Origin of the sequence: Bacillus cereus group sp. BceL291 (assembly GCF_051776705.1) — a bacterium.
Classification (GTDB): Bacteria; Bacillota; Bacilli; order Bacillales; family Bacillaceae_G; genus Bacillus_A; species Bacillus_A cereus.
In genome coordinates, this window is sequence record NZ_JBPWAP010000011.1 from 23,760 (window position 1) to 37,552 (window position 13,793).

The following is a 13,793-nucleotide window of genomic DNA, read 5'->3' on the forward strand; positions in this document are numbered from 1 at the left end:
GAAGAACGCTAACAAATCCTTTATACTGTATATTAATATAAAATAATTATATATTTGCATACATTTATGTCTACTTAATTTCCACCACAGCCGCATCCAACCTTACGAGCTACCGTATATGTATTACCGTCATTCCACTCTTGAGAAATATTTAATGCATTACGAGCAGAACTAGCCCAAACTTCTTTTTCTACATATTTTCCTTCTGCATCATGACCAGAAACCATATATTTTCGCTTGCCTAACAAATTAACCCTCTCCTTAATTACTTTTATAGAAATTACCTAAATGCTCAAAGCGAGGAACTTTTACTCCGCATACCTCAATATCCGCCATAAAAGTACTCTGAGGTTCAATCCAAGTATTCCCTTTAGCATCTTCATAAATTACCATTTCTTCATCAGTTCCTGTTTGTTTTCCCTTACCAGTAACGAGATAAATTCCACCCTTATAATATCTATAGATTTTAACTTTTTTATTATCCATATCTCCTCAACCTAAACATAATTCTCATATAAATTTATTTAATAATTTCCTTCATTTCTTTTAACCAATTTACTAAAACCATTTCTATTTCCTGCAAACGTCTTATAGAAGTACTTTCAGTCATTCTTTTAGATGCTTTATTGCAAATATAGAGACGTTCTTTTTCAATATCAAATACCAAAGAAAGATGGTAATCTTGTAAACCAAGTGAAGTGGAATCATATCTTACCATTCGTTTAATGGAATGCTCGATATGTATCTCCTTTAACTTACTAGCGAGGTTTTCTCTATGCTTTTTCCACTGATCCGTTGTAAATGTATTTAATAGCATATTAAATTATCACCAACCTTAAAATCATATCCTCTAAATCTCATTTATTAACTACACTAAAATTGCTGAATCATAGTCCCCTGATACAATATAATTAATCCCTGAATCATTATGAATTTTAATTATAATCACTTCGTTAATTTGATGATTTATAAACGATCCATAAGGTACCTCAATATCTTTCATTGCATCTATAACATTTTGAATCTCTTTATTCTTAACTTTCATTGCATTTTCTATTTTGCTGCTACTATTAGAAAAATGTAATGGATACTGTAAGTTTTGCTCCGTTACATTTTTTACATTTAGTTGTTTCACTAAATATTTCACATAATCTTCTGCTTTTTTAAGCCGATTCTCCATATTACGATAGTTCTTTTCCAGCTCCGCAATATAAAGATTTCTACTCATATCTGCTTCATTATTAGAATTTGATTCAGAAGTATTCTTAGCCTTTTTATTCAATTGACTTTTTTCCTCATTGTTATCTCTTACTTGCAAATGTTGTACCTCAAACAAATCTAAATGTTTCAAAGCATTATTTTCACCTTGATCTAATTCTTTTTTTATTGTCTTTTGCAAGTAATTAAACCATTGGACTAACCATGTGTTATCAATATGACCATGAATAATTTTGTTTTGTTCTTCCATAGAAAAATCCATGTCACAAATTCTAGCAAGTCCGGAATTAATGTCGATACTAATGGACAAATTTTCGCCACTTTGAATTAACTGTACTAATCGACTAATTTTCTTAGATAATTCCATATCGTTTACCTCTCCTATTTCGTACTGGTATTATAGCAGTCGATATATATATCAATTTAGTTGCGAGTTTTTTCTATATCTAATTTAAATATTAAATTTGCTATAACACCTGCACTTCCTTATGAAAAATAATGTACTTTGTTTTTACATTCACATTAAAAAATCTTAATTAGTCGGTAATTCATCTAGTCGTTTATATTGAAATGCATTAGATTTTTCAGACTCTTTACCCTCTAAATTAATTGCCGTCATTTCAATTACAGATACTTTATCATTAAAAATGTTATGATTTAATTTAGCAGGTGAATGCTCAACACCTGTTAAAACTAATACATCATTTACAAAAATGTTATAACTCTCACTATCAGGTGACGTACTATAATCAAATCTAACTTCTACTCCGCTTTCCATATTATCCACAGAAGTAATAGCTGGTGGTTCAGGAGCTTCATTTCCTACGACTGTAATTGGTACAAATACTTCATGCACCCCATTTGTAATGACTATATCTGTTGTTCCTCCGCTAAGGCCTGTTACAATTCCTTCAGGGCTCACCTTTGCAATATATTTATCTTTGACAGAATAAGTAGTGCCTGTACTCGCCCAATATACATAAATTGACCAGTTATCACCAACTTCTTCTTTACCATCTGTTTGGAAAGTAATCCCTAAATAGTCACCTTTTAAATTTACAATTCGATATTCATTTCGTTTATTCGTTGCTATAACTTGTAACCCTTGTGTTTCTCTATCATCACCCACACCAAAACCATTGGTAGTCTTTACAATTTCAACTGTTCGTTCTTCAAATTTATAAATACTAATGTCTACCGCTGTAATTAAACCTTTATTATTATATAAATTATCTATATCTTTAAATAACATAGCCGGACGAAGTTCAGCTGTAACATTCTTTGTAATTCCATCACTAGTTAATGCTTCTACATTCAACTGAACTTGATCACCAGTGTTGAGATTTAAATGCTTGTGGGAAACCATTAGAAAAGCTGTTGATGATAAAGGCTCGAATTCTGTATTAAGAAAAGCATCCACTTTCTTCTGGTACTTCTTTAGAGAGTCCTCTAAAACTAACTTTGCTTCTCTATAGGATGTCTCAATTAATGCAGAACTTACCTCATCTCTCTTTTGCTCTAAAGTGCCTAACTTAGTTAAAATTTCTTTTGCCCTCATATTTCATCCTCCCTCTTGTATCGCATTCATTATAAGGATTTACAAAATTTTTTATTTAATTTTTTGTAGAATAATTCTAGCCTTTTATATAGTCATATTGTTTAACTTCCCAAAAGTAAAGTTCTTTATATTCAAATATATAATTATTTTGAGTGATGCTGCCTTATTCATTGTTATTTTTTAAATGCAGGATGTTCTTGAATACTTCTTGTTGCTTTAGATTCATCTTCATTCAACTCAGTTGTATCTAGAGAGATATCTTTAGCTAAGCTAACTAACATGGTCATATATTCAACTTCTGCAAAGGATATGATAGAATTTTCACCTTTAGCATTTTTACGAATTATAGTAGTACCATTTTCTTGCCATTCCTTAAACTTACTTTGAAAAAAAACATCTGCTTCCTCTAAGCTAAGACCTTCAGTTAATTCTTGTGTCTCACTCTTTAACTTTTTTACTAATTTATCCTCCAACCAATCAACTTTCTTTGAATTTCCACTTTTAAAATAAAAGACTGCAGAAATGTTAAATTTATTTATTTTCATATTTAAATACCTCCTAGATTATAATCTTTCATCTACACCTGATCTTACTCTAAATCTTCAATAGGTTAATTAGTTTGATATGGAATTTATCCCATACTGTTATATATTTATAGTCGTTTTACTTTACTAGAATGTTGCGAACTTATTTCCTAATAATTAAGAACGAGCCAATATCATGAGAAGCATCTATAGGTATTGATATAGTTCCTTTAATATGAGAGTTACTTGATTTGCGAATTGAAATACTTCCCTCTAATCGCGATGCACTTGCTACATAAATAGAACTTTTTATTTCTTCAAACATACTCATTCTAATAATAGCAGTTCCACTAAGAGTATAACTCGCATACTGTCTTGTTAACATTGTAGACATTATTTGTGACATATCAGGGTACACCACTAAAATATTGCTATGAATCTCCATAAATTTATAATAAGTACCATCTGCAAATGGTTCCGTATTTAATACTTTTCCAATTAATAAATTGTATGCTGAGCCGCCAATCAAATTAATATCATGATGTTTCTTTGTATCCATGTGCTCAAACACTAATACAGTACGATTGTTAGAAAAATCATATACCCCACCTAATTTACAAAACACAGGAATGTTATTATCTCGAAAGATAGTTGTAATCATTTCAGGAATTTCACTTTCAAACTGCTCATGATAAGTTTTATATTCCCCTGTCTTTAATATGACATTGTATACTATTCCATCAATCTTAATTTCTAAGTTTTCATCTAAAATAGAAATAACATCCTCCAATTTTTTATCACCGTATATTCTATAACCATGCGGAGTCAATGCCACTTTCTTCACCTCCTAAGAAAATCCAACTTTTAACAGCTTTATTACTCTTTAAAAAGTTTTCTTTGCTTTTAGTTTTGTTTAACTGAAATTTAGTTTGAATAAAACAGAATCATTACTCCTCCTTTTTCATAGTAGCTATCGAAATATCCCTAATAATAGTTGTTAGATTTTAAAAATCTAATATAAAAATAGTTTTTTCTAACCTCTAATTCCATACTTACAAGTAGCCTCCATCTGTTCACTCGATAAATCTATATTTTCTTCCCCCTTTAGATCATTCTACTTTTTCCATCGCAACCTATTAACTTCTCATAACGACAGTTAGTATGCAGATTCAATAAATAGGAGGATTTAAAAATGACAAAAAACAAGTTACTAAAGACATTATATTTCAATTCAAATACTTTAAATTTGGGCCCATACTTTGATTCATTACATCAATCTTATTTCTTAAAATTAACCAACAGTTTTTTCTTCGTTAATAGAGTTGGGGTGAATTAAAGTGCCTTCCCAAAGATATATTGACCTTAGAGAAGATAATTTACCTGACTTACATAACAATGTGTTATTGAAAGCTTGCCAAGAAGATCCTAATTTACTCTCTGAACTTTTATATGAAAATAAAGAATTTCTCTTCTCAATCATTGCTCACTACAAAGGAAGCATTGAATCCCTGAAAAACAAATTTAACGTGGATGAAGAAGAGTTACTTCAACACGCTTATATAGCTGTTATTACAGCAATTAGAGATTTTGATTTTAATAAAGGAATTAAGTTTACTACTTATATTTATCGGCCAATTATATGGGAAATTAACCAATTACTCTATAATGATTCTAGACTTGTACGCTTAAGTCGAAGTGCAGTAGATCTACTCAAACAAATGGAGAAAGTTGAAAATGAACTAGGTTATTTCCCAAAAGCTGAAGAATTAGCTAAATTACTTGATGTTACTGTAGAGCGCATTGAAAATGTTCTTCGATTCGCTTCAGAATTAACCTCTTTAAATTCACTTGAAAGCTTTGAACCCGAGGATTACTCAATAGGTTATGAAAGTAAAGTAATGGATAAAATCTATGTAGAAAATCTACTTAAAAACTCCGATTTATCCGAATTTGAAACTCAAGTGATCAATCTTATTATGGATGGTAACAATAACTCACAGATAGCAAAAAAATTAAATGTCTATCCAATGACAGTTAATCGTGCTTTAAACCGTATAAAGAATAAATTAGATAACAACTTTGAGTCAAAACGATTGTCCAAATATGAAAGTGAAATAGGACTAATTGCAGAAGAAATGATCGAATTAAACTGTATAATGAATATAGAACAACTCAAAGATTTATTAGATGTATGTGGTTACAATATAAGCAAGTATAGCTCTCGAGTTTTATATTATATTCGTCAACAAGCTATAAGCCGCTTAGATCAAAACCTATCTGAATGCAATGATTGCTCGCAATAAAACTTAATTAAGAAAGTATATAACAGAAAATAACAGAAAATTCAAACTACAACACTCTTTAAAAATCATTTTAGTTATATATAAAAATAAGCAGATTCTTTAAAATAAAGAATCTGCTTATTTATTAAATTTCTTGAATCCACATACCATAGTTAGGAAGAGCTAATTTTAATTTATTAAATGTTTCATCAACCCATGATTTAGTATTAAAATCTCCTACGATAATTCGATAATTATCATTTCCTAAATTCTCCTCCCACAAACCATAACCAGGTAGAATTTCTTTTACTCTATTCATTGTGGAATCCTTCCACTCAGACGTATTAAAGTCACCAAGGTGGATACGATAAAACGTTTTGTTTTCCTCTTCTCCCAAAAACCATTTAAGAGATTTGTCACCATTCAAACGGTTAACATCACAATTCCCAATTCCAGACACATACCCACCTGTTGTATTGTCTGCATATTGCCATAAATCACAACTATATTTCGGCTTATTGCCGTAGCGTGGAACCCATAAAAAATCAGCTTTTACATTACTTAACCCATATTTTTCATACATATGGTGGCTTACATATAAACCAACCTTCCACCCTGCCGCTTTACATGTATCAATAAATGCTTGAGATGCTGCAGCTAATTTACTTGGTCCACAACTTGCGAGTGTATCATCTTCTACATCTAACACTAAGAATCTAGCATTTGGACTAACTCGTGCCATAAAATCTTTCGCTTCCACAATTGCATCATTAACACTCACATAACACCCGTAAGCATATGCTGCATGCGGGATCCCATATGCTTCTAATTTTTGCACATGCTGATTATACAATTTATCACGTTTCAATGAACCATATTGCACACGACAAATAGCAAGATCTAGATTTTTCGCTGCCACAGCCCAATTAATATTATCATTCCATTTTGAAATATCAACAATATATCCCATACTTTAACCCCATCCCTTTTTAACGTAAAATATCAAATTTTTTCAAAAATCCATTTGCATAATTTGCTCCTCTACTTGCCAATAATCCTGCAGATATAATGGATATATATTTTCCATATCCATTCAAATCAAAGAAGTTTAAATTAAAAGCAAATGCTAAAGAAATACCTACAAAAATAGATAACAGATACGTGAAACGATCTTGAATAGTTCTATTAGGTATCATGTTTTTTAGAATCTCTGTAAGAGATTCTGTTAGAATTGCTAAAATCACTAACAATGCTCCATTCTCTAGCATTGACTGTAAAAGGTCATTCATTTTCTATTCCTCCAATTTAAAATAGTGCATACCAAGTTTGCATACCAACTACACCATCAATAGATAAGAAACTAGAATTACGCTGATACTCTTTGACCTTTTCTTCTGTTTCCTTACCAAATATGCCATCAACACTCACTTTTAATGTTCTTTGAATCGCCTCTATATTCCGTCCCCTATCGCCTCGTTTTATAGGCTTTCCTGGATATGGTCGAACAGGAGGAATTCTCATATACTCTTTTAGTTCTAAGTTGATGTAATTCTTTCCTAATTGAGGTGAACCTGGCTCGATTAAAATACTTTGTCCCTCATACAATGCATGGATGTCCAGTTCTGGATTTAATTTTTTTAAACAATCTGCTTTTATACCAAATTGTGTGGTTAAAGACTGAAGCGTATCAGTTGCACGTATTGTATATAACTTTCCATTTTTGACCGATACCTGTTTAGCTATCATATTGGTTTCCTTTGTACAACTTTCAAACTCGTCTACTACATCCATAATGAATTGATTAAAGCTTTTACCTACAAATTCTAGTCCTTTAGTGGGATCACTTCTCAGCTTAGAATCTAGTACATCATGCCCTATAATATCTCGGCGAGGATTTAGTCCAAACTTATAACAAATATAAGCATGCAGCCAAATATAGCGCTTATACGAATCTACCTTATCAATTTTTTCACCGTAGCATAATTCCACTCCGATGGCAGAATTATTAGCACATGTATCATATAATGCATTACTAGTATTAACATCATAAATTACATGAAAGGCATATTCTGGTTCATGTGTCACAGCAGGTATACACTCAATAATTTGTTTATCATCTACGAGAAAATGTACCGCAGTATTTGATTGATTCTGTGTACGTTGATAATAATCTACACTTTCTCTTGCTGTTAAGTTTGGATGCTCTATATCATGCGCAACAATAAATTGAACATAAATGCGATTACCAGGACGCTTGGTTGATCCTTCATCCAGATAATCCGTTTCAATTTCATATTTTTTCTTAAATCCCACATCAAGACCTCCTCACGCCTGAATAAAATGAAGAACATCAATCTCGTATTGCAACACTTGATTTGCATTATTATAAGGAGAATATTTAATGGTTTAACATTTACTAAGAATAATAAATATATTTAAAATAAAAACAGATAGAGGTAGTCCTTGCTCTTAAAATAACTGATTATTCAGAATTAATTCCCTAGGATTCACCTTATTCCGCAATACTATTGCGTCTCCTTTGTACCTCTTCTTTTAATTCTCTATTCGCAGTGGTCAATTCATGTACTTGCGTTTCTAGACTCTCATTACGAGCCGTTAATTGTCTTACTTGTACTTCTAATTGAAGATTCGCTTTTGTTAATCTAGCAACCTCTAGAGTTAGTTCTTTCACCTGATTTTGATATGTTAACATCATATCTTTGAGTTCAATTCGAAACTGCCTTTCGTCATCAGATAAAGAATGACGGTTTGTACTTGTATCGATACTGGTGTTAGAAGTTGGTTTGTTCTTAGAAGTTAAGTAACCAAAACCCCCTGTAATAAACATGCCTAATACAGAAGCAATTGCAGAAATTAAACTATCTTTCATTAACCGTCACCTACTTTCATCAGCTTAAGATAGAGACCTGCGGCCATAAGTGCCCAAACAAAATAACTTGTACCTGTTGTAGCACTATCACTTAACCATAAGGAAACGGAAACAAATGTCCAAAATCCAATAGAAATTAACAATCCAATACTTCTAATAATCTTATTATCTGTAGCCACCCCATATAATAAGAAGAAAGATATAAATAAGCATTGCATGCCCCATAACTGTTCCGGCATAACTTGCTCCATAGTACTGTAAACAGAATTTTTAAATGTAGCAATGGGAGATAACAATAAAACTGCCCACCACAGTGCTATACTGATCAAACCAATTTCAACAAGATTGTATTTTCCCTGTTTAGGCATATATAATAGCCTCCTACTTTTAGAAATTCTCCTACCTTAGACATAACCTAATTTGAATTATTACAAGGTAAAGAGATGTTACACATGAAATACACTCAAAATTTTTATCTCCATGTATAGTCAGAGTTAAAACGTATTCCTATTTCATTTATCCTTATAACTTAAGGCAGTTATCACTTTCTATCATTGAGTCTTATCTAGCTTCTTACGTAAACAAGTTAAAACAATTTCAAGTCAGTATACATAAAACTAACTTTCTACATTGGATATATTTACGCTATTAAACCATTTAAGTAGAAATTTATATTTTCCCTCCAACATTACTCAAAAATAAAAAGGTTACACCTTTCTTAGAGAAACACTATCTACAATACAATACGTTAAGAAAAGGTACTTTAATTAAGCCATTGAAAGTTCTTTAGACAATGAAAATTGGATCTTACAACAAAATCATAAGATTTTATAGGATTCATATATTTATAAAATTATTATCTTATTCAATAGAAATTATAAGAATTTAATCATAAAAAATAGCCTACCCAGTGAAATGGTAGGCTATTTTTCTCTTTTACATTATATAAGCATAAGGATATGCTGTTACGACCTCAATACTACTCTCTAAATTGCTAACACGCTTAATTAAAGCTGTTACCGATATCTGTGATTCATCACTTTGTCTTACAAAGAAATTGTAAGCTTGTAAGTCACTTTTATCAGACTGTCTTACAGCTACTGTTCCAAGTTTATCATATGAAGCTGATCGTCTTACTGCAATTGTACTGCTTACATCTGTCTTATCACTCTGTCTTACAATAAGCGTGGAATTTACACTGTAATGTTCAAATACTTCAACTAAACCAACAAGATTACTATTCGAAGACTGTCTTACGGTAATCTCACCATTGAGTAAACCACCATCTGTTTGAGAATCTCCCCATACTCTAACGGTTGCGTTCCCGAACAAATTAAAATGATCATAGCAAGCTATTTCACAAGCTAAATCTGCTAAGGCAATTTGTCTTGCAGCAATCTCGGAAGGTAAATCACTAACTTGTTTAGCTTGAATAAATCCATTTAATCCGATTTCAGCACTTCGTCTAATACTAATACTTGATTCTTGATTCTGGTTATCCCATATTCGAATAGCTATTGTTCCATCTAGTTGTCCGCCATCAAGCCAAGAGTCACCCCATACCCTTACTACAATAGAGTTTTCTAGTATCACTGCACCAGTTTGCCTTATTCTAATAGAAGAGGCTAAATCTCTATACCGTGGCTTACTAGCAGTAATGCTAGAGAACAAGTTAACCCAAGGCCTTACATACCCCTTAATCGGAAGCCTATCTTCAGTATTTTGTTTAACTCTTACATAACCTCTAAAATCTATATGACCTATAGCTCTTACAGTTAGTTCTGAATAGAAGTTACCTGAATTTATTTCAAATATACTGTCTAAATCTGAGCTTCTTCTTACTCGCGCATTTAACATGGAAACCAGATTTTTTTGCGCATTAATAGGAATCGTAATAAACGATTGTAAATTACCTGAGTTTACTGTTACAATACCTGGAACATCATACATCATACGTAGATTAATTGAAGAAGGAATTTCCTCCCACCCACCTAGCGGAATATGAATAGTCGCAGGAAGATTGTTCTCATTATTTTGTCTTGCAATTACATGGCCATTTAATAAAGATTTCTCCCAAACATTAATGTACGTTTTTAAATTAGGATTTCCTATGTTACCATAACCTTCTAAATCTACTCTATACTTAACGTACATTTCAGAATGTTGATCGGTACATTCTTCAACCCTAATTCCAATTGTACTATCTAATTCAACTCGCTCTTTAACATCTAAACTACCAGGCAACTCAAAACTACGTGTGATTTCAAATTCCATGAGTAGATTATTTTGCAAGTCAGTATCATTAGACCTTACTCTTATATCAAAATTAGAAATGAGATCATCCCTATAAAGAACATAAACACTAGAGACTTTATTATTTTCAGTAATACTCATAGTAGAGGCTATTTGCCCACCATTAACTATAGGGTTCCCCCATACACGAGCGGTAATATTAGTGCTCAAATCATTTCTATAAAGAACATAAATACTCGAACGTTTTTCTATTTCATTGGCACGAATATAACCATCAAGGTCAGATGCACCTATTGTTTTAATAGCTATTTTTGCAGGAATTTCACTAAAATCTTTTTGTCTAGATACAATACTACCTATAATTTGTGGATGGTTAATCCAAATTCGGGATTCTAACTCCCTAGGTTGATGAACATGTAAACTAGATGCTAGATTACCAAATCCTTTATTATCTCTAACAAGAATGTTACCAATTAAATCTTTTACCTTATTCTGAATAATTGTGATTTCTGCTGAAATATACGCATGATCATCAGAATATATCTGCATGTCATAGTATGTAACTTCTAACTCTGGTCTTCGCTCGATTGCTTCTTTTGTATAAAATCCTCTAGATAAATTTTCGGACTCTTCTACTGCCCGCACTAAGAAACCAAGGTTAGGTTTTTCATATATATGCCACTGCTTAACTAAATGCGTTACATCAAACTCTACGTATCTAGCTGCTCCACCTATTACTCTAGTTACGGAAAATCCATCTATTGCAGCTTGAGGTTGATTAGCCCACGTTACACCTGTTTCATTCCATTGACTATTACTTTCAGTGACCTGGACAGACTGAGAACCTTGTCCTCTCCCATCATAATACAGTCGTAAAATAGCTTTACCTATTTCAGTATTTACTGTCGGTATTGTTGAAATATCAAATCCAACAAGAGAACGATATTTCTCAGGAAACGGTGATCCAGTCCTACCTATATACATCTGTGTTTCTGAACCATAGTTTAATTTCGGAAAAAATTCACGAACAAATGCATCCTTATTCGGATACAGTTTCATATTAAACTTTGGCCTTTCCATCATGCCATAACTAGCCCTTAATACGAATGGCTTAGAGACAAACAATTTACAGTGTAAATTTTCAGTTACTCTAATCGATAACTCAGATGATAACCACTCAAAATAAATAGGCGCTATTTCATAGGTAGCCATCATACTGTTTTTCAAATTAATGAACATGTCTCCATATAATTCATTCCACTCTTTAATCCCTAAATCCATAGGTAAATCTGCTATAAAGATTGGAGAAATTTCATAACTGGCAGACATTATTCCTTTTACAGCTACCGTTAAGGTACCATCGAGCTCTGAAAGACTAGTAATAGTAATTTTTGAAACCAAATCATCTATGATAATCCCAGACATACCATACTGTGCTCTCATGGATGAACGGGTCGTTACATTAATAGTAGAGAGAAGTTCCTGTACAGCTCTTACAGTAAGATTTGCAGGGAAATCTCTAATGGTAATACCATCTACTCCATAGGTTGCTCTTATATATGAAGTAGTAGAGATGTGTAAACTTGATTCCAAGTTATTCGTACCCATTACAAAAATCTCGGAATAAAGATCACTATAATACGAAGGCTCGGTAAAGTATGTAGCCCTTACTAATCTATCTACATTTATATTAACTCCAATATTGGAAGATAAATCTTTAAAATATGTTACAGAAATGGCACCTTTAAAATCATGATATGAAGCTTTGTCCGTTTCATACTTAGCAGACAAATGAATTTCTTTCATATTCACTATAATGTTTGATTTTAAATGTGCAGGATATGTCAATACATTTACTTCAGAGAGTAAACTTGAAATATATTGCTCATCAATCCCATAATGACCTACTAATTTGGCATAAGGGTTAATAGATATATTTGAAATTAGATTATTATGTGTACATACTCTAATTTCTGATTTAAAATCGCTAGATCCATAACCCTCCATATTATATTCAGAACGCATATAACTGATAGGATTGATATTTAATATACATCTTAAATCTTTTTGGAAATGTGTGACACTAATTGTAGCAAATAAATCGTCTTCTCCAAATTTATCAATCTCATAGTTAGCAGCTATTCTAATACTTGGATTAATTATAATAGAACTTATCATATCTTCAGGTTTCATAATATCTATGAAGCCGTTTAAATTTTGACTATCTACTTTGGCTGTCTCATATTTCGCTGTTGCTCGAGACATTATACTTACATTTAAGGTAGCTTCTATCTCATCACGCCATAATACTAATCCCTTAGAAGATAGTTCACTTTTATTGTCGGTAATAAGAAAACCTGCATTGTAACTATTCGTTACCTCATCCCAATTAAGTGCCCTTTTATATATTCTAAAAGTTGCTATATTCCCTTCAAAATAACTATTATTTGCTGTTGATGATTTACCTAATACTAATGGGGCTTTTGTATTAATATATTCTCCTAATACAGGTAAACTAAAGCCCTGCGGAGCTGCATTGATCATCCCCCATAAGCGTTCCCCGTCATACAGCAAAGTTACATGTTGCCAAGCCTTTATGTTAACTTCAGCAAAAACAAAAGACATTTTCTTTGTTTCTGTCGTTATTTGAACCCGAATTTCACGAGTATCTAAGTCAAAATAAAGTGAAAACCCTCGTTCACTCCCAGCACCATAAGATGCGATATAACCTGACTTAACTGGTTTGACCCAAGTTTCAAACGTAAAACCTGAGTCTGTTGGCAGTAATTCCAAATGATTAGGGATTACTACGTGATTGTTAAGGCCGTTAAAGTAAAGTGAATAAGGGTCAGTAAGTATATTCATACCTGTCCAAGTCTTATCTTGCGAGAAGTTAAAACTTATCAAACTTCCGTTATGCCCTTTTCTTGCTAAATCAAACCAAGAATTAACAGGGATTGTATTTACACCCTGTGAGTAACCTTGGTTAGCTAACGCAGAGTGTAAATGTAAGGTCAGTCCCTTTAACGGATATGCCATTCTAATCACATCCAATCCCATTGTATTGA

14 protein-coding genes are annotated in these 13,793 nt (G+C 32.1%); 1 reads left to right on the plus strand and 13 read right to left on the minus strand.

Annotation, left to right across the window (positions count from 1 at the left end):
- Window positions 1-74: 74 nt before the first annotated feature.
- The 7 genes from ACS2CR_RS10160 to ACS2CR_RS10190 all read right to left on the minus strand — a co-directional run bounded on the left by ACS2CR_RS10160 (window position 75) and on the right by ACS2CR_RS10190 (window position 4,135).
- Window positions 75-248, minus strand: a complete 174-nt coding sequence (locus ACS2CR_RS10160; protein WP_000900867.1) for a hypothetical protein — start codon at window positions 246-248, stop codon at window positions 75-77.
- Between the two features lie 13 nt (window positions 249-261).
- On the minus strand, window positions 262-486 hold the full coding sequence (locus tag ACS2CR_RS10165) for a DUF1653 domain-containing protein (RefSeq protein WP_000369000.1): 225 nt from the start codon (window positions 484-486) through the stop codon (window positions 262-264).
- 34 nt (window positions 487-520) lie between these two features.
- Entirely contained in the window at window positions 521-817 is a 297-nt protein-coding gene (locus ACS2CR_RS10170; protein ID WP_046392594.1) for a hypothetical protein, read from the minus strand.
- 51 nt (window positions 818-868) lie between these two features.
- The gene (locus tag ACS2CR_RS10175) at window positions 869-1,585 is read right to left on the minus strand and encodes a hypothetical protein (protein WP_053514169.1); all 717 of its coding nucleotides are present in this window, start codon (window positions 1,583-1,585) and stop codon (window positions 869-871) included.
- Between the two features lie 165 nt (window positions 1,586-1,750).
- Window positions 1,751-2,776, minus strand: a complete 1,026-nt coding sequence (locus ACS2CR_RS10180; protein WP_053514170.1) for a hypothetical protein — start codon at window positions 2,774-2,776, stop codon at window positions 1,751-1,753.
- A 173-nt stretch (window positions 2,777-2,949) separates the two neighbouring features.
- Complete coding sequence (locus ACS2CR_RS10185; RefSeq protein ID WP_053514171.1) at window positions 2,950-3,321, minus strand: hypothetical protein; 372 nt, start codon at window positions 3,319-3,321, stop codon at window positions 2,950-2,952.
- 142 nt (window positions 3,322-3,463) lie between these two features.
- On the minus strand, window positions 3,464-4,135 hold the full coding sequence (locus tag ACS2CR_RS10190; protein ID WP_053514172.1) for a hypothetical protein: 672 nt from the start codon (window positions 4,133-4,135) through the stop codon (window positions 3,464-3,466).
- Between the two features lie 502 nt (window positions 4,136-4,637).
- Here ACS2CR_RS10190 and ACS2CR_RS10195 point away from each other — a divergent pair.
- On the plus strand, window positions 4,638-5,603 hold the full coding sequence (locus tag ACS2CR_RS10195) for a sigma-70 family RNA polymerase sigma factor (RefSeq protein WP_309567990.1): 966 nt from the start codon (window positions 4,638-4,640) through the stop codon (window positions 5,601-5,603).
- Window positions 5,604-5,727: 124 nt separating this feature from the next.
- On the opposite strand, the gene ACS2CR_RS10200 is transcribed toward ACS2CR_RS10195, so the two are convergent.
- The 6 genes from ACS2CR_RS10200 to ACS2CR_RS10225 form a co-directional block, all read right to left on the minus strand.
- Window positions 5,728-6,552: a GH25 family lysozyme gene (locus tag ACS2CR_RS10200; protein WP_053514173.1), complete on the minus strand. Its 825-nt coding sequence runs from the start codon at window positions 6,550-6,552 to the stop codon at window positions 5,728-5,730.
- A gap of 19 nt (window positions 6,553-6,571) precedes the next feature.
- The gene (locus ACS2CR_RS10205; RefSeq protein ID WP_000998963.1) at window positions 6,572-6,871 is read right to left on the minus strand and encodes a hypothetical protein; all 300 of its coding nucleotides are present in this window, start codon (window positions 6,869-6,871) and stop codon (window positions 6,572-6,574) included.
- Window positions 6,872-6,887: 16 nt separating this feature from the next.
- Window positions 6,888-7,895 (minus strand): N-acetylmuramoyl-L-alanine amidase, encoded by a 1,008-nt coding sequence (locus tag ACS2CR_RS10210; protein ID WP_053514174.1) that lies wholly within the window; start codon window positions 7,893-7,895, stop codon window positions 6,888-6,890.
- Window positions 7,896-8,094: 199 nt separating this feature from the next.
- Entirely contained in the window at window positions 8,095-8,472 is a 378-nt protein-coding gene (locus tag ACS2CR_RS10215) for a hypothetical protein (protein ID WP_000655295.1), read from the minus strand.
- Window positions 8,472-8,840: a hypothetical protein gene (locus ACS2CR_RS10220; RefSeq protein ID WP_001125914.1), complete on the minus strand. Its 369-nt coding sequence runs from the start codon at window positions 8,838-8,840 to the stop codon at window positions 8,472-8,474. Before ACS2CR_RS10220 ends, ACS2CR_RS10215 begins: the two co-directional genes overlap by 1 nt.
- A gap of 568 nt (window positions 8,841-9,408) precedes the next feature.
- Window positions 9,409-13,764 (minus strand): DNRLRE domain-containing protein, encoded by a 4,356-nt coding sequence (locus tag ACS2CR_RS10225; protein WP_153602488.1) that lies wholly within the window; start codon window positions 13,762-13,764, stop codon window positions 9,409-9,411.
- Window positions 13,765-13,793: the final 29 nt, after the last annotated feature.